This is a genomic window from Nocardioides sp. URHA0032 (assembly GCF_000620645.1).
Lineage (GTDB): Bacteria > Actinomycetota > Actinomycetes > Propionibacteriales > Nocardioidaceae > Nocardioides.
The window spans coordinates 154,087-175,436 of sequence record NZ_KK211159.1 but is presented as its reverse complement, the minus strand read 5'-3'; the positions used below and the strand labels follow the sequence as shown (position 1 = coordinate 175,436).

At 71.3% G+C, this 21,350-nt stretch carries 22 protein-coding genes; 9 read left to right on the top strand and 13 right to left on the bottom strand.

Annotated elements, in window-relative coordinates:
* Nucleotides 1-12: 12 nt before the first annotated feature.
* The 6 genes from gyrB to dnaA form a co-directional block, all read right to left on the bottom strand.
* Nucleotides 13-2,139, bottom strand: a complete 2,127-nt coding sequence (gene gyrB / locus N538_RS0114535; protein ID WP_028637889.1) for a DNA topoisomerase (ATP-hydrolyzing) subunit B — start codon at nt 2,137-2,139, stop codon at nt 13-15.
* A gap of 259 nt (nt 2,140-2,398) precedes the next feature.
* Nucleotides 2,399-2,926, bottom strand: coding sequence for a DUF721 domain-containing protein (locus N538_RS25565; RefSeq protein ID WP_231496228.1), 528 nt, complete (start codon nt 2,924-2,926; stop codon nt 2,399-2,401).
* On the bottom strand, nt 2,916-4,031 hold the full coding sequence (gene recF / locus N538_RS0114525) for a DNA replication/repair protein RecF (protein ID WP_028637888.1): 1,116 nt from the start codon (nt 4,029-4,031) through the stop codon (nt 2,916-2,918). Before recF ends, N538_RS25565 begins: the two co-directional genes overlap by 11 nt.
* A gap of 14 nt (nt 4,032-4,045) precedes the next feature.
* Complete coding sequence (gnd, locus tag N538_RS0114520) at nt 4,046-4,948, bottom strand: phosphogluconate dehydrogenase (NAD(+)-dependent, decarboxylating) (protein ID WP_028637887.1); 903 nt, start codon at nt 4,946-4,948, stop codon at nt 4,046-4,048.
* Between the two features lie 29 nt (nt 4,949-4,977).
* Nucleotides 4,978-6,117, bottom strand: coding sequence for a DNA polymerase III subunit beta (dnaN, locus tag N538_RS0114515; RefSeq protein WP_028637886.1), 1,140 nt, complete (start codon nt 6,115-6,117; stop codon nt 4,978-4,980).
* 376 nt (nt 6,118-6,493) lie between these two features.
* Nucleotides 6,494-8,026, bottom strand: coding sequence for a chromosomal replication initiator protein DnaA (dnaA, locus tag N538_RS0114510; protein ID WP_231496227.1), 1,533 nt, complete (start codon nt 8,024-8,026; stop codon nt 6,494-6,496).
* 524 nt (nt 8,027-8,550) lie between these two features.
* On the opposite strand from dnaA, the gene rpmH reads away from it, so the two are divergent.
* The 8 genes from rpmH to N538_RS0114470 are packed head-to-tail and all read left to right on the top strand — an operon-like array spanning nt 8,551 to nt 13,682.
* Nucleotides 8,551-8,688: a 50S ribosomal protein L34 gene (rpmH, locus tag N538_RS0114505; RefSeq protein WP_028637884.1), complete on the top strand. Its 138-nt coding sequence runs from the start codon at nt 8,551-8,553 to the stop codon at nt 8,686-8,688.
* Between the two features lie 32 nt (nt 8,689-8,720).
* On the top strand, nt 8,721-9,080 hold the full coding sequence (gene rnpA / locus N538_RS0114500) for a ribonuclease P protein component (RefSeq protein WP_028637883.1): 360 nt from the start codon (nt 8,721-8,723) through the stop codon (nt 9,078-9,080).
* Nucleotides 9,077-9,370, top strand: a complete 294-nt coding sequence (gene yidD, locus N538_RS0114495) for a membrane protein insertion efficiency factor YidD (RefSeq protein WP_028637882.1) — start codon at nt 9,077-9,079, stop codon at nt 9,368-9,370. The genes rnpA and yidD overlap by 4 nt, the downstream gene beginning before the upstream one ends.
* Nucleotides 9,371-9,407: 37 nt before the next feature.
* Nucleotides 9,408-10,373, top strand: coding sequence for a membrane protein insertase YidC (yidC, locus tag N538_RS0114490; protein ID WP_231496260.1), 966 nt, complete (start codon nt 9,408-9,410; stop codon nt 10,371-10,373).
* Entirely contained in the window at nt 10,366-10,926 is a 561-nt protein-coding gene (locus N538_RS0114485; protein ID WP_081790494.1) for a Jag family protein, read from the top strand. The genes yidC and N538_RS0114485 overlap by 8 nt, the downstream gene beginning before the upstream one ends.
* Before the next feature lie 4 nt (nt 10,927-10,930).
* On the top strand, nt 10,931-11,647 hold the full coding sequence (gene rsmG, locus N538_RS0114480; protein ID WP_028637879.1) for a 16S rRNA (guanine(527)-N(7))-methyltransferase RsmG: 717 nt from the start codon (nt 10,931-10,933) through the stop codon (nt 11,645-11,647).
* Nucleotides 11,644-12,747, top strand: a complete 1,104-nt coding sequence (locus N538_RS25560; protein WP_036570665.1) for a ParA family protein — start codon at nt 11,644-11,646, stop codon at nt 12,745-12,747. Before rsmG ends, N538_RS25560 begins: the two co-directional genes overlap by 4 nt.
* Nucleotides 12,744-13,682: a ParB/RepB/Spo0J family partition protein gene (locus N538_RS0114470; protein WP_028637878.1), complete on the top strand. Its 939-nt coding sequence runs from the start codon at nt 12,744-12,746 to the stop codon at nt 13,680-13,682. Before N538_RS25560 ends, N538_RS0114470 begins: the two co-directional genes overlap by 4 nt.
* A gap of 61 nt (nt 13,683-13,743) precedes the next feature.
* Here the strand turns inward: N538_RS0114470 and N538_RS0114465 are convergent, their stop codons facing one another.
* Together N538_RS0114465 and N538_RS0114460 are read right to left on the bottom strand one after the other, a co-directional pair.
* Entirely contained in the window at nt 13,744-14,484 is a 741-nt protein-coding gene (locus N538_RS0114465; RefSeq protein ID WP_028637877.1) for a lysophospholipid acyltransferase family protein, read from the bottom strand.
* A gap of 11 nt (nt 14,485-14,495) precedes the next feature.
* Complete coding sequence (locus N538_RS0114460; protein ID WP_028637876.1) at nt 14,496-15,710, bottom strand: pyridoxal phosphate-dependent aminotransferase; 1,215 nt, start codon at nt 15,708-15,710, stop codon at nt 14,496-14,498.
* A 61-nt stretch (nt 15,711-15,771) separates the two neighbouring features.
* Between N538_RS0114460 and N538_RS0114455 the strand changes: the two genes are divergently transcribed.
* Nucleotides 15,772-16,425 (top strand): GNAT family N-acetyltransferase, encoded by a 654-nt coding sequence (locus N538_RS0114455; protein WP_028637875.1) that lies wholly within the window; start codon nt 15,772-15,774, stop codon nt 16,423-16,425.
* Nucleotides 16,426-16,521: 96 nt separating this feature from the next.
* Here N538_RS0114455 and trxA read toward each other — a convergent pair whose 3' ends face one another.
* The 5 genes from trxA to N538_RS0114430 form a co-directional block, all read right to left on the bottom strand.
* On the bottom strand, nt 16,522-16,848 hold the full coding sequence (gene trxA, locus N538_RS0114450) for a thioredoxin (RefSeq protein ID WP_028637874.1): 327 nt from the start codon (nt 16,846-16,848) through the stop codon (nt 16,522-16,524).
* 100 nt (nt 16,849-16,948) lie between these two features.
* Nucleotides 16,949-17,959 carry a thioredoxin-disulfide reductase gene (trxB, locus tag N538_RS25555; RefSeq protein ID WP_036570662.1) on the bottom strand — a complete coding sequence of 337 codons (1,011 nt, stop codon included), beginning with the start codon at nt 17,957-17,959 and terminating at the stop codon, nt 16,949-16,951.
* Between the two features lie 82 nt (nt 17,960-18,041).
* Nucleotides 18,042-18,734: a hypothetical protein gene (locus N538_RS0114440; protein WP_155992111.1), complete on the bottom strand. Its 693-nt coding sequence runs from the start codon at nt 18,732-18,734 to the stop codon at nt 18,042-18,044.
* A 63-nt stretch (nt 18,735-18,797) separates the two neighbouring features.
* Nucleotides 18,798-19,478, bottom strand: coding sequence for an RNA polymerase sigma factor SigM (gene sigM, locus N538_RS25550; protein ID WP_036570659.1), 681 nt, complete (start codon nt 19,476-19,478; stop codon nt 18,798-18,800).
* Nucleotides 19,479-19,488: 10 nt separating this feature from the next.
* Nucleotides 19,489-21,330 carry a protein kinase family protein gene (locus N538_RS0114430; RefSeq protein ID WP_028637872.1) on the bottom strand — a complete coding sequence of 614 codons (1,842 nt, stop codon included), beginning with the start codon at nt 21,328-21,330 and terminating at the stop codon, nt 19,489-19,491.
* Nucleotides 21,331-21,350 lie beyond the last annotated feature (20 nt).

Here is a 21,350-nt window from a genome sequence, read left to right as displayed (position 1 = left end):
CTGGCTAGAGTCCTAGATATCCAGGAATCGGACGTCCTTGGCGTTGCGCTGGATGAAGGAACGACGCTGCTCGACGTCCTCGCCCATCAGGATCGAGAAGATCTCGTCCGCGTGCGCGGCGTCGTCGAGCGTGACCTGGAGCATCAGCCGCTGCTCGGGGTCCATCGTCGTCTCCCACAGCTCCTTGGCGTTCATCTCGCCCAGCCCCTTGTACCGCTGGACCGGGTTCTCCTTCGGCAGCTTCTTGCCGGCCTCCTGGCCGGCCCGCAGCAGCGCGTCGCGCTCGGAGTCGGAGTAGACGAACTCGTGCTCGTGCGGCTTGTTCCAGCGCAGCCGGTACAGCGGCGGCTGGGCCATGTAGACGAAGCCGCCCTCGATCAGCGGGCGCATGAACCGGAACAGCAGCGTCAGCAGCAGCGTGTTGATGTGGTGGCCGTCGACATCGGCGTCGGCCATCAGCACCACCTTGTGGTAGCGCAGCTTCTCGATGTTGAACTCTTCCTGGATGCCGGTGCCGAGCGCCGAGATGATCGACTGGACCTCCTGATTGCCCAGGACCTTGTCGATGCGCGCCTTCTCGACGTTCAGGATCTTGCCGCGGATCGGGAGGATCGCCTGGATCCGGGGATCACGGCCCTGGCGGGCGGAGCCGCCCGCGGAGTCACCCTCGACGATGAACACCTCGCACTCGGCGGGATTCGTCGACTGGCAGTCCGAGAGCTTGCCCGGCAGGCTGCCGCTGCCGAGCAGCCCCTTGCGGGAGCGGGCCAGGTCGCGCGCCTTGCGCGCGGCGATCCGCGCCTGGGCCGCGGCCTGCGACTTGCGGATGATGTCGCGGCCCTCGGCGGGGTTCTGCTCCAGCCACGCCCCGAGCTGGTCGTTCATGATCCGCTGGACGAAGCCCTTCGCCTCGGTGTTCCCGAGCTTCGTCTTCGTCTGGCCCTCGAACTGCGGCTCGCCCATCTTGATCGAGATGATCGCGGTCAGGCCCTCGCGGATGTCGTCACCGGACACCCGGTCCTCGGGCTTCTTCATCAGGCCCCACTCGAAGCCCCAGTTGTTGACCAGCGAGGTGAGCGCCGCACGGAAGCCCTCCTCGTGGGTGCCGCCCTCGTGGGTGTTGATGGTGTTGGCGAAGGTGTGGACCGACTCCGAGAAGGTCGTGTTCCACTGCATCGCGACCTCGAGGCTCATGTGGTTCGCGGTGCCGTCCGGGGTCTCGGCCTCGAACGAGATGACGGTCGGGTTCGCGACCTGCTTGCGCCGGTTCAGGTACTCGACGTAGTCGACCAGGCCACGCTGGTAGCAGAAGGTCTGCTCGATGCCGCCGGTGTCGCCGCGCTTGATCGCGTCGTCGCGCGAGGAGTCGACGTCGGCGGCGACGGTGTCGTCCTCCACCGCGTCGACGATCTCGGACGCGGCCGGGCGCTCGTCGCGGACGACGATCGTCAGGCCCTTGTTGAGGAAGGCCATCTCGCGGATCCGCGAGCTGATCGTCTCCAGGCTGTACGACGTCGTCTCGAAGATGTCGGGCGAGGCGTAGTAGGTGATGGTGGTGCCGGTGCCCTCGCCCGGCTCCAGCGGCCGGACCTGCTCGAGTTCACCGTCGGGGACGCCGACCGTGAAGGTCTGGCGCCAGAGGTGGCCACGGTTCTTGACCTCGGCGATGAGCCGGCTGGAGAGCGCGTTCACGACCGAGACGCCGACCCCGTGCAGACCACCCGAGACCTTGTACCCGCCGCCGCCGAACTTGCCGCCGGCGTGCAGCACGGTCAGCGCGAGGGTCAACGCCGGCACCTCCTGCCCGGGCGCGGTGTCGGTGGGGATGCCGCGGCCGTTGTCCTCGACCCGGACGCCGCCGTCCTCCTGGAGGGTCAGCACGATCCGGTCGCAGTAGCCCGCGAGGGACTCGTCGACCGAGTTGTCGACGATCTCCCAGATCAGGTGGTGGAGGCCACGCTCGCCGGTGGAGCCGATGTACATGCCCGGCCGCTTGCGGACCGCCTCGAGGCCCTCGAGCACCTGGATCGCGGAGGCGTCGTACTCGACCTCACCCGTGGCGGGGCGAGTCGGTGCGGCGGGGGTCTCGTCGGTGATCTCGTCGCTCACGCGCACCTCTTCTGACGGCGTTATGGACATGGGGCTGAACAGGGGACCGAACACGGGTCGAACATGGAGATGGCCGCTGCGCTGGGGCTGGGCGGCCATCGTCCATGTTACCCGTCAGAAGGCCGCATTCCACGTGCCCCCTCCGTCACGGGGGGTGTCTGCGGATGAAAAAGGGGCCTGAGCGGCTCGTGGGGCCCGATCGCACGGCCGAACAGGGGTGCGGACAGGGCCCGGTACGCCGGAACGCCCGCCAGATCGTCTGCGGCGACCCCAGCCGGGCACCGTCGGCTCAGCCGTAGGTGTCCCGGGGGCCGCGGCCGTCGCGGACCGAGCGCGGGCCCTTCTTCCAGGTCGGCAGGTGCGGGCCCTGGACGTCGATCGCGGTGACGGTCCCGTGGCCGAGCTCCTCGTTCAGGCGCCGGACGACGGTGGGCGCGAGCAGCCGGAGCTGGGTGGCCCAAGCGGTGGAGTCGGTGCGCACCACGAGGCGGCCGTCGGCGAACGACTCGGGCGTGCAGTGCTGCGCGACGTCGGCCCCGACCAGCTCCTCCCAGCGGCCGAACACGCCGTGCACGCGCAGGTCGAGGCCCCACCCGTGGTCGTCGACCAGCCGGCTGAGCGTCGCGTCGAGCAGCTGGGGGTCCCGGTCGTCGGGGTGCGCGCCGGAGACCCGGCCGCGGGCGGGGGAGTCCTTCTTGCGCAGCCTCTTGCGCGCGGCCGGCGTGGTCTTGGCGGTGGCCCGGGTCAGCGCGCGGGCCAGGTCGAGGCCATCGTCGCGATGGCCCTGCTCGCCGGGCCCGGGCCCGTCACTGCTCACGGACGACCTCACCGTTCCCGACGGTGTACCGGGTGCCGGCCAGCGCCGCCGGCACGTCGGCCGCGACCGCCGCGGTGACCAGCACCTGCTCGGCGCCGGCCACCAGGTCGGCGAGCTGGGCGCGTCGCTCGGTGTCCAGCTCGGCGAACACGTCGTCGAGGATCAGGATCGGGTCGTCGCCGTCGGCGCGGAGCAGGTCGTAGGACGCCAGCCGGAGCGCGAGCGCGAACGACCACGACTCCCCGTGCGAGGCGTAGCCCTTCACCGGCAGCTCGCCCAGCCGCAGCAGCAGCTCGTCGCGGTGCGGGCCGACCAGGGAGAGGCCCCGGTCCAGCTCGTCGCCGCGCCGGCGCTCGACCTCGGCGAGCAACGCCTCGGTCAGGTCGTCACGCTCCGTGCGGCCCGCCAGGTCGAACGACGGCTTGTACTCGATGTCGGCGTCGTCGCGGGTCGCGCCGCGGGCGACGGTCTCGTACGCCTTGCCGACGTACGGGCGCAGCCCCTCGACGAGCGCGAGCCGCTCGGCGAGCAGCTCCGCGCCGGTGCGGGCGAGGTGCGCGTCCCACACCCCGAGCGTCTCGAGGCTGCCCTTGCTCATCCGCGAGGTCTTGAGCAGCGAGTTGCGCTGCCGCAGGACCCGGTCGTAGTCGGACCTGACGCCTGCGAGCCGCGGGGTGCGGAGCACGAGCAGGTCGTCGAGGAACCTGCGCCGGTCGCTCGGGTCACCCTTGACCAGCGTGAGGTCCTCGGGCGAGAAGACCACGGTCCGCACCAGGCCGATCAGTTCCCGCGACCGCGGGAGCGGCGAGCGGTTGATCCGCGCCCGGTTGGACTTCCCGGGGTTCAGCTCGATCTCGAGGACCGCGGTCCTCCCGTCCCTGACCACGGCCGCCCGGATCACGGCCTGGTCGGCGCCCGCCCGCACGAGCGGGGTGTCGCTCGCGACCCGGTGCGACGCGAGCCGGGAGAGGTAGTCGATCGCCTCGACGAGGTTCGTCTTCCCCTGCCCGTTGCGCCCGATGAACGCCGTGACGCCGGGCTCGAGCGCGACGTCAGCGGACGCGTACGAGCGGAAGTCGTGGAGGGTCAGGTGCGAGACGTACACGGCTGGGCCAGGCCCTAGGGCTTGGCGTCCCCGCCCACCGGCGGCTCGGTGCGGGTCGCGTGGCCACCGAACTGGTTGCGCATCGCGGCGATCGCCTTCATCGCCGGGCTTTCGTCCTGGCGCGAGGTGAACCGGGCGAAGAGCGAGGCGGCGATGACGTGCATGGGTACGGCGTTGTCGATCGCGGCCTCGACGGTCCAGCGGCCCTCGCCGGAGTCCTCGGCGTAGCCGGCGATCTTGGCGAGGTGCTCGTCGTCCTCCAGCGCGGCGACCAGCAGGTCGAGCAGCCAGGAGCGGATCACGGTGCCGGAGCGCCAGGAGTCGAAGACCTCGGGGACGTTGTCGACCAGGTCGACCTTCTCGAGCAGCTCCCAACCCTCGGCGTACGCCTGCATCATGGCGTACTCGATCCCGTTGTGGACCATCTTCGCGAAGTGGCCGGCGCCGGGCTGCCGGCCGGCGTGGACGAACCCGCCCTCGTCAGGCTTGAGCGCGTCGAAGGCGGGCTGCACCTTCGCGACGTCCTCGTCGGTGCCCCCGCACATCAGTGCGTAGCCGTTCTTCAGGCCCCACACCCCACCGGAGACGCCGCAGTCGACGAAGCCGATGCCCTTCTCGGCGAGCATCTCGGCGTTCCGCTGGTCGTCGGTCCACTTCGAGTTGCCGCCGTCGACGACCAGGTCGCCCTCGCCGAGCAGCCCCCCGAGCTCGCGGATGGTCTCGCGGGTCGGGTCCCCGGAGGGGACCATCACCCAGACCACCTTGGGGGAGGGCAGCTTCTCCACCATCGCGGCCAGGCTGTCCGCGTCCGCGAGATCCGGGTTGCGGTCGTAGCCGACCACGGTGTGCCCGGCATCGCGCAGCCGGGTGCGCATGTTGCCGCCCATCTTGCCGAGTCCGACGAGTCCGATGTCCATGCGCTCAGCCTAGGCCGCGTGACCGAAGGTCAGGAAAGGAGACGCCGGGGCATCAGGAGGTACCGGAACGGGGCGTCGCCGCCGCCGTCCCCGGCCCGACCGCTGAGCACCACCGGCTTGGAGGACTGGGTGAAGGCCAGCTCGACGACCGGCTGGTCGATCGCGGTGAGGCCGTCGAGGAGGAACTGCGGGTTGAACCCGGTGGTGATGTCCTCGCCGTTGATGGTCGCCTCGATCGACTCCGAGGCCTGGGCCTCGTCGCCCGAGCCGGCATCGAGGGTGAGCACGCCGTCGCTGAACGCGAGCTGCACCGCCGTGTTGCGCTCGGCGACCAGCGCGACCCGCTTGACCGACTCCACCAGCGCGGCCTTGTCGACCAGGGCGGTCGTCTGGTGCTCGCTGGGGAACAGGCTCCGCACCTTGGGGAACTCTCCGTCCAGGAGCCGCGTGGTGGTCCGGCGTACGCCGCCCGGCGCCTGGCCCTCGAAGCCGATGATCCCCTCGCCGGTGCCGGTGGTCGCGAGCGCGATGGTCACCTCGCCCCCGGCGGTCAGGGACTTGGCCGTGTCACCGAGGACGCGGGCCGGGACGAGCGCCGCCGCCGACTCGTCAGGGGTGCGCGGGTTCCAGTCCAGCTCCCGGTGCGAGAGGCGGAACCGGTCGGTGGCCAGCAGGGAGATGGTGCTGCCGTCGATCTCGATCCGGACCCCGGTGAGGACCGGGAGCATGTCGTCGCGGCCGGCCGCGGTCACGGCCTGTGCGACCGCGTGCGCGAAGGCCTCGGCCGCGACGGTGCCGGTCGCGCTCGGCATGTCCGGGAGCGACGGGTAGTCCTCGACCGGCATGGTCTGGAGGCTGAAGCGCGCCGAGCCGCAGGTGAGCGACACGCGGGATCCGTCGAGCACCATGTCGACCGGCTTGTCGGGCAGGCTGCGGCAGATGTCCGCGAGCAGCCGGCCGCTGACCAGCGCCTTGCCCTCGTCGTTGACCTGGGCGCTCAGCGTGGCCCGGGCCGAGGTCTCGTAGTCGAAGGTGGAGAGCACCAGGCCGTCGTCGGTGGCCTCGATCAGGAGGCCGGCCAGCACCGGAACGCTGGGACGGACGGGCAGGCTGCGGGCAGCCCAGGCGACGGCATCGGCGAGCACGTCGCGCTCGACGCGGAACTTCACGATGGTTCCTTCGGGTCGATGGAGGTCGGTGGATCACACGTGCGTGGGGATGCGAATCCTGCCATGCAGGACCGACCAGCGGGAGTTGTCCCCAGGAAGGGGCCCGGATGGATGTTCACGGATGATCGATCTGTCTGGAGGTACGTGGGAGTCATAGCAACGGTGGAGACTGTGGAGAACCAGCGTTCGCGCAGGTCAGACCGGGTTTTTATGGTGCACAGGCCCTGTGGATGAAGCGGGGACGACCTGGTGGTGGGTGTGCAGCGCCGCCGGGACCGCGTGGGGATGTCGTGTTCCGTCCACAGGCTCTCCCGGCTCCCGTCGGCGTGGCGCACATGTGGTTCCACAGGCGTGGGGGCGACAGGTTGTCGCCGGGTCAGACCTGGCGGGCCTGCATCTTGACGCGGTTGGTGAGCTCGGAGACCTGGTTGAAGACGGCGCGACGCTCGGCCAGCAGCTGGTTGATCTTGCGGTCGGCGTACATGACCGTCGTGTGGTCCCGGTTGCCGAACTGGGCGCCGATCTTCGGCAGCGACAGGTCGGTGAGCTCCCGGCACAGGTACATCGCGATCTGGCGCGCCAGCACCAGGTGCCGGCCGCGGCTCGGTCCCGTCAGCTCGTCGATCGAGAGGCCGAAGTACGCCGCGGTCTGCGCGATGATCAGCGCAGCGGTGATCTCGGGCTCCCCGCCCTCGGGGATCAGGTCCTTGAGCACGATCTCGGCCAGGGTCATGTCGACCTCCTGGCGGTTCAGGTTCGCGAATGCCGTCACCCGGATCAGCGCGCCCTCCAGCTCCCGGATGTTGGTCTGGATCTTCGAGGCGATGAACTCCAGGACGTCCGGCGGAGCGGTCAGCCGGTCCATCGCGGCCTTCTTGCGCAGGATCGCGATGCGGGTCTCGAGGTCCGGCGGCTGGACGTCGGTGATCAGGCCCCACTCGAACCGGTTGCGCAGCCGGTCCTCGAGGGCCTCGAGGCGCTTGGGCGCGCGGTCGGAGGTCAGCACGATCTGCTTGTTGGCGTTGTGGAGGGTGTTGAAGGTGTGGAAGAACTCCTCCTGGGTCTGGGTCTTCCCCTCCAGGAACTGGATGTCGTCGATCAGGAGCACGTCGACGTCGCGGTACCGCCGCTTGAACCGGTCCTGGCGGTCATCACGGATCGCGTTGATGAACTCGTTTGTGAACTCCTCACTGGACACGTAGCGCACCTTCGCGCCGGTGTAGAGGGAGCGCACGTAGTGGCCGATCGCGTGGAGCAGGTGCGTCTTGCCCAGGCCGGAGTCGCCGTACACCAGCAGCGGGTTGTAGGCCTTGCCCGGCGCCTCGGCCACGGCCACCGCCGCGGCGTGGGGGAACCGGTTGGACGACCCGATGACGAAGGTCTCGAAGGTGTACTTCGGGTTCAGCCGGGTCTCCAGGGCCGTCGGCCGGCCGGTCGTGCCCGGCTCGAGCGCCGGCTCGACGGGACTCGACGGCACCGGGGTGGGCGGCGCCTCGGTGGGGATGTTTATCGACATATCAACATGTCGACTTGCCGATTCCTGCGGCCCGGGTGCGGTGGGCTCGGCCGCGGCCGTCTCCTCCAGGGCCGGGTTCACGGTGACCGCGATCCGGATCTCGCGCCCGAACCGGACCGTGAGCGCGTCCTCGAGCTGGGCCCGGAGCCGGCCCTCGAGCTGGTTGCGGGTGAAGTCGTTGGGGACCGCGACGATCGCGGTGCTCTCGTGGAGGGTCACCGGCTCGCTCGCGCGCAGCCAGGCGCGCTGGTTGGGCTGGAGGTCGTCGACCACACCGCGCCAGGCGGTCCTGAGGTCCGGGCTGAGGTCCGAGGTGCTCTGCTCCACCGTTCCCGCTTTCTGGTCAGTGCTGGTCGGCCGGGGCCCGGTCGGCTCCCGGTCGATGCCGACCATCGTCGGTGACGCCGCTCGCTCCCGCAGGAGAACCGCGAGAACCGGGACGCCGGGGCTCCGTTCTGCATCCACAACTTTGTCCACAGGTTGTGAACCCGGGCCCTCCGCTGTGGAGAGCCTCGGTCCGAGACCACCCGACGGCCGGTCCGATGCGGTGTTTCTGCAGGTCAGGAGCCTGTCGTCCCGATTGTGGCGGGCGTCACAGCTGCTGCCGATCTGGGCCGGTGCACAGGTGGCGGGGAACCTCGTTGGCAGCGAACGTAACAAGCCCGCGCGGGCGCGGGCAAGCCGTCATCCACAGGTAGTCTGGCGGGGACCCGGCGCCGGTTTGACCCTGTGGATTGCCAGCGCGTACCGTTGCTCGGTCACCCGGTGTCGACCGGTGCCGCATGTCCACGACAGAGCAGCCGCACGAGCGGTCATTCGTGGGTGCGCGGTGCCAGCCGAAGGCCCGCAGAGGTCCGACTGAGCACTGCCGCTCCGGCCCGGCGTGGCTGTCCTGACAACACCATGGAGAGAAGCTCGTGAGCAAGCGTACGTACCAGCCGAACAACCGCCGCCGCCACAAGGTGCACGGGTTCCGCCTGCGCATGCGTACCCGCGCCGGCCGCGCCATCTTGTCCTCGCGCCGCCGCAAGGGCCGCAAGGACCTCGCCGTCTGACGGCCGAGCCGGCCGAGACCCGGGTCAGCCGCGTGCTGTCCTCGGCTCACCGCCTCAGCGACGGTGCCTCGTTCCGCGAGGCGGTCCGCACGGGCCGCCGCTGCGGAGCACGCACCGTCGTCGTGCATCTGGCGACGAAGCAGTCGTCCGAGGCGGACCGACCCCCGCGGGTGGGCTTCGTGGTCAGCAAGGCCGTGGGCGATGCCGTCACCCGCAACCGCGTGAAGCGCCGACTCCGACACCAGGCCCGGGAGCACGTCACGTCGCTCCCGGGCTCTGCTGTGCTCGTGGTCCGGGCGCTGCCGGCCGCGGCGACCGCGTCGTCAGCGGAACTCGGCGCCGATCTCGCACGTTGCCTCCAGAGGGCCCTGGCGCAGGAGGTGGGCGGATGAGGTACGACCCGCTGCGCTGGCTGCTGATCGGTTTCCTGCGCCTCTACCGGCTGCTGATCAGCCCGCTGTACGGTCAGGTCTGCCGGTACCACCCGTCCTGCTCGGCGTACGCCCTCGAGGCGGTCACGGTGCGGGGCAGCCTGGTGGGCAGCTGGCTGACGGTCCGCCGGCTGGGCCGCTGCCACCCCTGGGCGGCCGGGGGCTACGACCCGGTGCCGCGTCGCGGTCACCCCGCAGAGACTTCCCGCCTGAGCGCGGGCTCATCCCCCTCACCCCAGCAAGGAGCCTGATCGCGTGGGACCCCTCGGCGACATCGGCCACTTCATCATGACGCCGCTGTACTACGCCATCTCGGCCATCCTGGTGGCCTGGCACTGGATGTTCGTCAACATCCTGCAGATGGACTCGGCCGGCGGCGCCACCTGGGTGCTGTCCATCATCGGCCTGACCCTGACCGTCCGGGCCGCCCTGATCCCGCTGTTCGTCAAGCAGATCAAGTCGAGCCGGAACATGCAGCTGATCCAGCCGAAGGTCAAGGAGCTGCAGAAGAAGTACGGCCACGACCGGGAGCGGCTCGCCCAGGAGACGATGAAGCTGTACCGCGAGAGCGGCACCAACCCGTTCGCCTCGTGCCTGCCGATCCTGATCCAGATGCCGATCTTCCTGGCCCTGTTCCGGCTGCTGGACCACCACGCCGCGAAGAGCTCCGGGATCGCGTTCCTGACCGATGAGCTGGCGCGCAGCTTCGGCGAGGCCAAGCTGTTCGGCACCATCCCGATCACCGCGAGCTTCCTGCACTCCGGCGGTGTCCTCGCGGTGCAGGTGCTGGCCGCGGTGCTGGTGGTCGCGATGACCGCGACCACGTTCACCACCCAGCGGCAGCTGATGAGCAAGAACATGCCGCCGGACGCGCTCAGCGGTCCGTACGCCCAGCAGCAGAAGCTGCTGCTCTACGTGCTGCCCGTGGTGTTCGCCGTCGGCGGCATCGCGTTCCCGATCGGTGTCCTCTTCTACTGGACCACGTCGAACCTGTGGACCATGGGCCAGCAGTTCTACGTGATCCGGAACAACCCGGCGCCGGGCACCGCGGCCGCGAAGGCCAAGGAGGACCGCGACCGGGAGAAGGCGCTCAAGCACGGGACGGTGGTCGAGACCGTGGTCGAGGAGCCGGAGCCCGAGCGGCGCCCCCAGCAGCGCCAGCAGCCCAAGAAGCAGTCGCGCGAGAAGCGCAAGAAGACCAGCGGGCCGCAGCCCGCCCCGAAGCCGAAGCCCGAGGGAGGCACCCATGACTGACGCCGCGAACGAGACCGAGCCCGGGGCGGACACCGACACCGGGACCGAGGTGGACGGCGAGACCGGGACCGAGGCCCCGCTCCGGGAGGGATCCCGCATCCAGCGGCTCGAGCAGGAGGGCGACATCGCCGCCGACTACCTCGAGGAGCTGCTCGACATCGCGGACCTCGACGGCGACCTGGACATGGACGTCGAGGGCGACCGGGCGGCCGTCTCGATCGTCGGCGCGGACCTGTCCCAGCTGGTGGGTGCCAACGGCGAGGTGCTCGACGCCCTCCAGGAGCTCACCCGGCTGGCGGTCTACCGCGAGACCGGCGAGCGGTCCCGGCTGATGCTCGACATCTCGGGCTACCGGGCCGAGAAGCGGACCGAGCTGGTCAAGCTGGCCGAGGAGACCGTGGCCCACGTCAAGGAGACCGGCGCCCCCGTCTCGCTCGACCCGATGTCGCCCTTCGAGCGCAAGGTCGTGCACGACACCGTGGCAGCCGCCGGCCTCACCTCGGAGTCCGAGGGTGTCGAGCCGCGACGCCATGTGGTGGTCCTCCCCGCGTGACCACATGAGCGAGGTTTCACGTGAAACACCCTCCGCGCCCGAGGTGGCGCGGAGGGTGTTCCCGTCTGCGCGGCTGCCGCTGGCGGAGCGGTACGCCGAGCTGCTGGCCACCGACGGGGTGGTCCGCGGGCTGATCGGCCCGCGCGAGGCCCCCCGGCTGTGGGAGCGGCATCTGGTGAACTGTGCGTTGCTCGCCGACCTGGTGCCCGAGAACGCGACGGTCTGCGACATCGGCTCCGGCGCCGGCCTGCCGGGCCTGGTGCTGGCCATCGCCCGCCCGGATCTCCGGCTCACGCTGGTCGAGCCGTTGCTGCGCCGCACGACGTTCCTGGACGAGGTGGTCGCCGACCTCGCGCTGAGTGGCGTCGAGGTCGTGCGGGGTCGTGCGGACTCCCTGCACGGGGAGCGTCGGTTCGCCGTCGTCACCTCGCGCGCGGTCGCACCGCTGGACCGGTTGCTCGGCTGGTCGATGCCACTGGTGGACCCGGAGGGAGCACTGGTCGCGATGAAGGGGTCCACGATCACCGACGAGATCGAGGCCGCTCGGCCGGTGCTGGACCGGTGGGGATGCGCCGAGCCGGAGGTACGCGTGCTCGGTGCGGGTCTCGTGTCGTCCACCACCGTTGCGGTCCGGGTGGCCTGGGCGGATCCGGGACGGGTATCTTGGCCGCTTGCGGCACCCAGAGCGAAGACCAAGTCGAACCGGAGGCGTCGGGCGTGAGCGAGTTTTCCACCGGCGACGGCGCACCCCCTGAGCGTGGTTATCCACAGGTCGGGCCCGGTCATCCACAGGCGGGCGGCCATTCGTCGGATGCCGATGTTTCACGTGAAACCGACGCGACCCGACCCGCGACGGGCATCCCGGTCCGGACCGCGGCGGACATCGCGGTCGCCGCACCGGACTTCCCGGGCACCGACCTCGGGGGCGACCACTCGACGCCCTTGGCCCGTGCCGCCGAGCACGTCGTCCTGGCCCGGCACGGCGCCCGGATGCGGCCACCGCTGGAGCGCCCCGGTGCGACCCGCGTCTTCGTGGTCGCGAACCAGAAGGGCGGGGTCGGGAAGACCACCTCGACGGTGAACGTGGCCGCGGCGCTGGCCCAGCTCGGCCAGCGGGTGCTGGTCGTGGACCTGGACCCGCAGGGCAATGCCTCGACGGCGCTGGGCGTGGAGCACCGGCGCGGGGCGCCGTCGACGTACGACGCGCTGGTCGACGGGGTCCCGCTCGCGGACGTGGCGAGCCCGAGTCCCGAGGTCGACACCCTGATGGTCGTCCCGGCGACCATCGACCTGGCCGGCGCCGAGATCGAGCTGGTGTCGGTGGTCGCCCGCGAGGGCCGGCTGCGCAAGGCGATCCACGGGCACCCGCTGGTCGGCTCCGCGGAGGACGTCGGTGAGGACCGCTTCGACTACGTGTTGATCGACTGCCCGCCCTCACTGGGACTGCTGACGCTCAACGCGCTCGTCGCCGGCAACGAGATGATGATCCCGATCCAGGCCGAGTACTACGCCCTCGAGGGATTGGGACAGCTCCTCGAGACGGTGGAGATGGTCAAGGCGCACCTGAACCCGTCACTGGACGTCTCGACGATCCTCGTCACCATGTACGACGCCCGCACCCGGCTGGCCGCCGGTGTCGCGGACGAGGTGCGCGAGCACTTCGGCGACCAGGTCCTCAAGACCACGATTCCGCGCTCGGTCCGGGTCTCGGAGGCGCCGTCGTACGGACAGACCGTGATGACCTACGATCCCGGATCGCCGGGCGCGCTGTCCTACCTCGAGGCGGCGCGCGAGATCGCGATCAAGGGAGCACCCGCATGAACGCCGCCCAACGCCCGCCGCAGCGCCGCGGACTCGGTCGCGGACTGGGCTCCCTGATCCCCACCGCGCCGGCCGAGGACGCCCCCACGGCGGCCGGGGCGACCGACGACCTCGCCACGGTCGCGGGTGCCTACTTCGCGGAGGTCCCGGTCGGCCAGATCACGCCGAACCGGGTCCAGCCCCGCCAGGTCTTCGACGAGGAGGCGATGGCCGAGCTCGTGCACTCGATCCGCGAGATCGGAGTGCTCCAGCCCGTCGTCGTGCGCCGGCACGGGCCGGAGGACTACGAGCTGGTCATGGGCGAGCGGCGCTGGCGCGCCACCCAGGAGGCCGGCCTCGAGACCGTGCCCGCCATCGTCCGGGAGACCGATGACATCGACATGCTGCGCGACGCGCTGCTGGAGAACCTGCACCGGTCGGAGCTGAACCCGCTGGAGGAGGCCGCGGCCTACCAGCAGATGCTCGAGGACTTCGGGTGCACCCACGAGGAGCTCGCCTCCCGGATCGGGCGCTCCCGTCCGCAGATCAGCAACACGCTCCGGCTGCTCAGGCTCACCCCCGCCGTCCAGCGCCGGGTCGCTGCCGGCGTGCTCTCGGCCGGACACGCCCGTGCCCTGCTCGCCGTCGAGGACCCGGACCTGCAGGACCGGCTGGCGCAGCGGGTGGTGGCCGAGGGCATCAGCGTCCGGGGACTCGAGGAGATCGTCGCCGTGCGCGACACCGACGCACCTACGCAGCGGGTGGCCCGCCGGAAGCCGGTCGCACCCGGCCTGGTGGACCTGTCCGAGCGGCTCTCGGACCGGTTCGAGACCCGGGTCAAGGTCGACCTGGGCCGCAGCAAGGGCAAGATCACCGTCGAGTTCGCCTCGCTCGACGACCTCCAGCGCATCGTCGACATCATGGATCCGCGGAACCGGACCGACCGCCCGATCTGACTCGATCCATCGCTAAAGCGATAAGTCGACAAAACGACTCGTCGACCTGACGACTCCATGTCTAGCGAGCGCGGCGCGCCTTCTCCTCGGCATCCAGGAGGAGCGCCTCCTCCGGGGTCGGAGCCGTCCCGCCGTACGACGCCGGCAGCCACCAGCAGCCCGGCGGCTGCTCGTCGGCGGGGTACTCCCGGATCGCCTCGTCCAGCAGATCGGTCATCGCGGCGCGGAGCTCGGCCGTCTCGGCGACCGGGTCCGCGCCGGTCGGGTGCAGGGGCGCACCGACCCGGATCGCGATGGTCTTGCCGCGCGAGAAGTCGCGCGGACGGTCCTTGGTCATCATCCGCTGGGTTCCCCAGAGGATCACCGGCACCAGCGGGACGCCGGCTTCGGCGGCGATCCGGACGGCGCCGGTCTTGAACTCCTTCAGCTCCATCGACCGCGAGATCGTGGCCTCCGGGAAGATGCCCACGGCCTCGCCGGCCTGCAGGTACTCCACGGCGGTCCGGTACGACGTCTCGCCGGCCCCGCGGTCAACCTCGATGTGGTGCAGCGACCGCATCAGGGGGCCGACCCACCGGTGGGTGAACAGCTCGCGCTTGGCCATGAACCGCACCAGCCGCCCGGCCGGGTCGGCCGCCAGGCCGCCGTAGACGAAGTCGACGTACCCGATGTGGTTGCAGGCGAGCAGCACGCCCCCGGATCGCGGCACGTGCTCGGTGCCGCTCATCTGGAACCGCTGCCCGAGGGCGCGGAACGCGGTCTTCGCCGCGACGATGACCGGGGGATAGGTGAGGTCACGCATGCCGGCGGCCATCAGTAGCGGGTCTCGAGGTAGTCCGCGATCCGGCCGATCGCTTCCTCCAGCACGTGGACGTCCGGCAGGGTCACCAGCCGGAAGTGGTCGGGACGTGGCCAGTTGAAGCCGGTGCCGTGGGTGACCAGGATCTTCTTGGCCCGGAGGAGGTCGATCACGAACGTCTCGTCGTCCTGGATCGGGTAGACCTCCGGGTCCAGCCGCGGGAAGCAGTAGAGCGCGCCGCGCGGGGCGACGTTGCTGACGCCCGGGATCTCGTTCAGCAACCGGTCCGCGAGCTTGTTCTGCTCGTAGAACCGGCCACCCGGCACGATCAGCTCCTGGATCGACTGGTAGCCGCCGAGTGCCGTCTGGATCGCGTGCTGGGCCGGCACGTTCGCGCACATCCGCATGTTCGCGATCAGCGTCAGCCCCTCGAGGAAGTCCTCGGCGAGCTCCTTCGGCCCGGAGATCATCACCCAGCCGGCGCGGTAGCCGCAGACCCGGTAGGCCTTCGAGAGGCCGCTGAACGTCAGGCAGAGCACGTCGTCGCCGGCGTACGTCGCGGCGTGGTGGTGCACCGCGTCGTCGAAGATGATCTTCTCGTAGATCTCGTCCGCGAAGACCACGAGCTGGTGCCGCCGGGCGATGTCGATGAGCCCCTTGACCGTGTCCTCGCTGTAGACGGCCCCGGTCGGGTTGTTCGGGTTGATGATCACCAGGCCGTGGGTGTTCTCGGTGATCTTCGACTCCACCTCCGCGAGGTCGGGGTCCCAGCCGTTCGCCTCGTCGCAGTCGTAGTGCACGGCGGTGCCGCCCGAGAGCGTGATCGCGCCGGTCCACAGCGGATAGTCGGGCGCCGGCACCAGGATCTCGTTGCCGTCGTCCAGGAACGCCTGCAGCACCATCCCGATCAGCTCGGAGACGCCGTTGCCGATGAAGACGTCCTCGACGGTGACGTCGCGCAGGCCGTGGCTCTGGTAGTACTGCGCGACGGCGGTGCGTGCCGGGTAGATGCCCTGGCTGTCGCTGTAGCCCTGCGAGTCCGGCAGGTGGTGGACGATGTCGGCGACGATCGCCTCCGGGGCGTCGAAGCCGAACGGCGCGGTGTTGCCGATGTTCAGCTTCAGGATGTGGTGGCCCTCGGCCTCCAGCCGCTGCGCCTCGACGAGGATCGGCCCGCGTACGTCGTAGCGGACGTTCTGCAGCTTCCGGCTCTGTCGGATCTTGCGCACGCGGTCATCCTCGCAGGCGCGGGCCTACCATGGCTGACAAGGACCACGGGACGGAGATGTGATGTCGCGCAAGATCGTCCGGCTGACGCTCGACCACCTCGAGACGTTCCGCGCGCCCTGCCGGTCCTGCCTGTTCTGGGAGCTGGACCCGGTCCGGCGGGAGCGGGTCGCCGACCCGTGTGCGGAGAAGGACGCCTGGGTCTCCCAGGTGCTGCGCGAGTGGGGGTCCTGCGGCCGGGTGGCCCTCGTCGACGACCGCCCGGTGGGCTACCTCGTCTACGCGCCCGAGGCGTTCGTCCCCGGTGCCGCCGGCTTCCCCACCGCGCCGGTGTCGCCGGACGCCGTGCTCCTCACCATGGCGTACGTCGAGCCAGCGCACCGGGGCGGCGGACTGGGCCGGATGCTGGTGCAGGGCATGGCCCGGGACCTGATCCGCCGCGGGGGCGTGGGAGCGGTCGAGGCGTTCGGCGACCCGAAGGGACGCGCGGGGCACTGCGTCGTCCCGGTCGACTTCCTCGGCGGCGTCGGCTTCAAGACCCACCGGGCGCACCCGGCGAGGCCCCGGCTGCGGATGGACCTGAGCACCGCGGTCACGTGGCGGGACGAGGTCGAGGCCGCGATCGAGCGACTGGTCGGCGTCATGCGCCCGGCCCCGAAATCGGCGCGAGGCCCGGCGCCGAAGGCGACCCGGGCCTCGCGAACGAAGCTGAGCTAGGTGATCGTCAGGGTGTGCTGAACGGGTCTCGATACGCCCGTCGCTACTCGACCTGGCTGCTGGATCCTGGCCTTCGCAGGCTCAGGCCAGGGCAGCTCAGGCGATGAAGTCCGCGAGCTCGTTGAGGAGCGCGGCCTTCGGCCGGGCGCCGACGATGGTCCTCACGACCTCGCCGCCCTGGTAGACGTTGATCGTCGGGATCCCGGTGACCCGGTAGTTGGACGGCGTGACCGGGTTCTCGTCCACGTTCATCTTGTAGAAGGTGATCTTGTCACCGTGGCTCGAGGCGATCTCGTCGAGGATCGGCGCGACCTGGCGGCACGGACCGCACCACTCCGCCCAGAAGTCCACGAGGACCGGCTTGTCGGACTTGAGGACCTGCGCGTCGAACTCGGCGTCGGTCACGGCACTGATGTTGCCCACGGATGATTCCCTTCTTCGATGAACACTGAGGTCTGATCACACTCAACAGCAGGGCGGGGACGGATGTTCCCCGCCGCGCCCGGGCAGCCGGATGGCGACCTCAGGCACCCGCGGTCTGGACGGCCTCGGTCACCATCTCGGCGTCCGCCCGGTCCTGGGCGTCGCGCGGGGAGGTCGCCGCGTGGTCCAGCTCGGCGAGGTAGCGCTCGGCGTCGAGCGCCGCGGCACAACCGGTGCCGGCGGCGGTGATCGCCTGGCGGTAGTGGTGGTCGACCAGGTCGCCCGCCGCGAACACGCCCGGCAGGTTGGTGCCGGTCGAGGGGTGGCTGGCGACGACGTACCCGTTCTCGTCGAGGTCGACCTGCCCGTGCAGCAGCTCCGATCGCGGGTCGTGGCCGATCGCGATGAACAGGCCGGTGGCCGGCAGGTTGCTCGTCTCGCCGGTGACCGTGTCCTCCAGCGTCAGGGACTCGAGCCGGTCGGCGCCGTTGATCTCCCGCACCTTGGCGTTCCAGATGATCTCGAGCTTCGGGTCGGCGAACGCGCGCTCCTGCATGATCTTGGAGGCGCGCAGCTCGTCGCGGCGCACGATCAGCGAGACCTTGGACCCGAAGCGGGTGAGGAACGTCGCCTCCTCGATCGCGGAGTCGCCACCGCCGACCACGGCGATGTGCTGGTCCCGGAAGAAGAAGCCGTCACAGGTCGCACACCAGGAGACGCCGCGGCCGGAGAGCTCCTCCTCGCGCGGCAGGCCGAGCTTGCGGTAGCCGGAGCCCATCGCGAGGATCACCGAGCGGGCGTGGAAGGTGTCGGTCGAGGTCTTCACGACCTTCACGTCGCCGGTCAGGTCGACCTCGACCACGTCGTCGGCGACCAGCTCGGCGCCGAACCGCTCCGCCTGGGCGCGCATCTCGTCCATCAGGGCCGGGCCCATGATGCCGTCGCGGAAACCGGGGAAGTTCTCGACCTCGGTGGTGTTCATCAGCGCTCCGCCTGCGGTGACCGAGCCCTCGAAGACCAGGGGCTTCAGGTTCGCCCGGGCCGTGTAGAGGGCGGCGGTGTAGCCGGACGGGCCGGAGCCGATGACGATGACATCGCGGACGTCGGTCATGGAGTGCGGGTCTCCTCGGAGGTCGGTGCTGGCGCGGTGGCGCGTCCAGTAGAACCGATCGTAGGTGAGGAATCTTCCCGGGCTACGGCGCGGGCAGCGTGACCGACCGGACCGGCTCGCCGCGTCCGCACAGGTAGAGGTCGACGACCTGGCTGTCGCCGGTCGGCCGCCGGAAGACCAGCGCACCGGGGGCGCCGTCGTACCGGACCGCGACGACCCGCCCGCGACCGACGGCGGGCAACGAGCAGGTCGGGGCCGGGGCCGCCATCAGCCCGTCGGTGGCGTCGAGGGACTGGTGGGACCCGTAGTCCGTCTGGTTCCGGGCGGCCACGGACTCCCGCAGCTTCGCGGCCTCTCGCGCGAAGCTGCGGGCGTCGAGCCGGGCGGGCTCGCCGTCGAACGCCCGGGACGAGGGCTCGGACGCCGGCTGCTGGCCGGCGCCTCCGCCGGCTCCCGACTCGGCCCCGGGGTCCGCCTGGTCGCCGGCGACGGACGAGCTGCTGCCACCGTCGGCGCCGCCGCCGCCCAGGTCGGCGCCGCGGAGCTGGTCGATCCCGATGCCCGCGACCACGACCGCGGCGGCCGCGACGAGGAGGCCACGCGCGCGGCGCCGCCGCCGGGCGGCGGCCAGATCGGCGACGGTCGACCGGACCGGGCGGTCGGCCTGGAGGTCGGCGATCGCCCCGTCCATCCGTCGGGCGACGTCGGGCGGGATCGGTCCGTCGTGCCTGGCCTCGGCCAGCAGCCGGCGGATCCGGTCGTCGTGCTCGGACACGGGGTTCACCTCCTCCTGATGTCTGATGTGAGCTGTGGTGCCGGTGGTGCGGGCGGTCCCGGGTCAGGCCGGGGGGCCACGTGGGGCATCGTCGGATTCGACGGGCCCGGCCGGGTCGGGGTTCCGTGGGAGCGCGTGGTCCGCCTCACCCTCGCCCTCCTCGAGCAGGGGCGCGAGCAGCTCGGCGAGCCGGCCCCGGCCCCGGGAGCAGCGGGACTTGACGGTCCCGACCGCGCAGTCGAGCATCGCGGCCGCCTCGGCGACCGGATAGCCCTCCATGTCGACGAGCACCAGCGCAGCACGCTGCTCGTCGGGCAGCTGCTGCAGGGCCGTCAGCACCAGGCGGCTGCGCTCGGCACCGACCGAGCGGTCCGCGGGGTCCTCGTCGGAGGCGGAGGCGATCGAGCCCCGGCCGCGGTACTCCTCGAGGTCGTCCGGCAGCGGCTCGGCCCGGCGTACCTTCGCCGCCCGGAGCCGGTCCAGGCAGGCGTTCACGACGACCCGGTGCAGCCAGGTGGTGACCGCGGAGTCGCCGCGGAACGTGCCGGCCCGGCGGTACGCCGCCACGAGCCCGTCCTGGAGCCCGTCCGCGGCGTCCTCCCGGTTGCCCATGGTCCGGACTGCGACCGCCCAGAGACGGTCACGGTGCCGCTGGAACAGCGCCCCGAACGCGAACGGGTCCCCGTCCACGTGGGCGCGCAGCAGCTCGTGGTCGCTCGCGTCCTCGAGCTCCTGGGGGGTCATCCGGAGGGGGTCATCCGCGGACCGTCACCTCGGCGACCTGCCCGCGGAAGCCACCGTCGACTGCCGGGATCGAGGTGAGCCACACGGTCACGAAGCGTCCGCTCACGGGCGAGTCCAGGTCCGACCGGGCGTGGCCGTCGTCGGCCGAGGTGCCGGTCGCCACCGGCGTCAGCCCCTTGACCGCGGTCGGCGGCTGGTCGGTCACGTACAGCGAGTAGCCCGTCGGGCCGCCGAGGAAGGTCAGGTCGACCGCGCTGACGTCGTGGGCCTTGCCGAGGTCGAGGACCAGGCCGACCCCGGTCTTGAGGCCGGCGGGACCGAAGTTCTGGTCGTAGGTCATCGTCGACCAGGCGGTGCCCGGCTTGCCGTCGACCGCGAGCCCGGTGAGCTCGGGGTGCTCGTCGAACGGCGGCGAGCCCTGGGGGTCGAAGTCCCGCGCCGTGATCCCGCTGATCGGTGCCGCCGGCTGGGTGGCGGGTTGGCTGGTCGCGGTCGGGTCCCCGTCGCCGCCGCCGACCGGGACGGCCAGCGGGCTGCGGCCCTGGCCCAGGTTGTAGGCGACCACGATCGCGAGGAGCAGCAGGAGGCCGGCCGCGATGGCCGCGGCCAGGCGCAGCCAGCTGCGGCCGGGGACCTCGTCGTCCCCGGGCTCCTCGACCGCTGGAGTGAGACCGGTACCGGTGCCGGTGGGCTGGCCGGAGCCGGTGTCCCAGGGCCAGTACGCCGCGCTCCCCGCGCTTGCCGCCGCCGGCAGGGGTCGCCGCGGCCGTCGGGCCGGGCCCTCGGCCGGCTCGGGGGCGAAGAGCGGACGCTCGGGCGGGTCCTCGAACGGCGGCGGGGGCGGGGCCGGGTCGGAGCGGGCCATCACCCAGGAGACGTCGTCGTTCTCGTCGTCGAAGATCGGCAGCCCGGCCTCGGTCGGCAGCTCGGTCGACACCGGGGCGGGCTCCGGGTCCGGCTCCGGTGCGGGCTCGGGTTCCGGCGCCCGGGGCGGCGGGTCCTTGATGGCCGGGAGCGAGATCGTCTCGGTCGTGTCGCGGTGGCCGAGCGCGGCCTCGGCCTCGGCCAGCCCGGTCGGGTCGCCGACGAAGGTCGCCAGGTAGTCCGCGATGCCTTGGGCGCTGGCCAGGTCGTAGGTCTCGCGCAGCCGCGAGCCGTCGTGGCCGGCGTACGGGTTCACGACCTCGTCGCAGAGGACGTCGAGCGGCCGGGGGATGCCGGCCCGGACCTGCCGCGGCCGGAGCACCCGGCCCTGCACCACGGGCGCCGGCGGCACCTGCGACCGCGAGGGACCGGGCCACTTGCCGGTGAGCGCGGCGTACAGCAGCCCGCCGAGGTCGGCGACGTCGGTGGAGGGCCGTGCGGTGATGTCGAACATCGCGGCGTCGACGGCGAAGCCGATCAGCCGCACCGCGCCCGCGTGGTCGACGAGGACGTTCTCGGGCACGAGCCGGCCGTGGCAGACACCGGCCTCGTGCCCGGCCGCGATCGAGGACGCGACCTCGGAGACCAGCCACGCGGCCCGGCGCGCGTCCAGGGGACCCTCGGCCGCCAGCATGATGTCGAGGGAGTCGCCGGAGCCCCACTCGTTGACGACGTACACGAGGCCGTCGGCGCGGTCGGCGTCCAGGACCCGCAGCAGCCGGCGGTCGTGGACCGTGGCCGACCGGCGGGCCGCCTCGAGCAGCGGCCCGGCGTGCGGGTCGTCCTCCGCCATCACGTGCAGGGTGACGTAGCGCTCCAGCACCTTGTCGTGGGCTCGCCAGAACCGGCCGCTGCTGCTCTCGGTCAGCAGGTCGATCAGGCGGTACCGGTCGGCGAGCACCTCGCCGGGCCGGATCGAGCTCGGCACGCAGCTCCCCTCGTCGAGTC

Excerpts from the sequence above, each read along its gene's own strand:
- gyrB (WP_028637889.1), bottom strand. The coding sequence starts at position 2,139 with ATGTCCATAACGCCGTCAGAAGAGGTGCGCGTGAGCGACGAGATCACC.
- gnd (WP_028637887.1), bottom strand. The coding sequence starts at position 4,948 with ATGGACATCGGACTCGTCGGACTCGGCAAGATGGGCGGCAACATGCGC.
- dnaA (WP_231496227.1), bottom strand. The coding sequence starts at position 8,026 with ATGGTCGGCATCGACCGGGAGCCGACCGGGCCCCGGCCGACCAGCACT.
- yidD (WP_028637882.1), top strand. The coding sequence starts at position 9,077 with ATGAGGTACGACCCGCTGCGCTGGCTGCTGATCGGTTTCCTGCGCCTC.
- yidC (WP_231496260.1), top strand. The coding sequence starts at position 9,408 with ATGACGCCGCTGTACTACGCCATCTCGGCCATCCTGGTGGCCTGGCAC.
- N538_RS0114485 (WP_081790494.1), top strand. The coding sequence starts at position 10,366 with ATGACTGACGCCGCGAACGAGACCGAGCCCGGGGCGGACACCGACACC.
- rsmG (WP_028637879.1), top strand. The coding sequence starts at position 10,931 with ATGAGCGAGGTTTCACGTGAAACACCCTCCGCGCCCGAGGTGGCGCGG.
- N538_RS0114470 (WP_028637878.1), top strand. The coding sequence starts at position 12,744 with ATGAACGCCGCCCAACGCCCGCCGCAGCGCCGCGGACTCGGTCGCGGA.
- N538_RS0114465 (WP_028637877.1), bottom strand. The coding sequence starts at position 14,484 with ATGCGTGACCTCACCTATCCCCCGGTCATCGTCGCGGCGAAGACCGCG.
- N538_RS0114455 (WP_028637875.1), top strand. The coding sequence starts at position 15,772 with ATGTCGCGCAAGATCGTCCGGCTGACGCTCGACCACCTCGAGACGTTC.
- trxB (WP_036570662.1), bottom strand. The coding sequence starts at position 17,959 with ATGACCGACGTCCGCGATGTCATCGTCATCGGCTCCGGCCCGTCCGGC.
- sigM (WP_036570659.1), bottom strand. The coding sequence starts at position 19,478 with ATGACCCCCCAGGAGCTCGAGGACGCGAGCGACCACGAGCTGCTGCGC.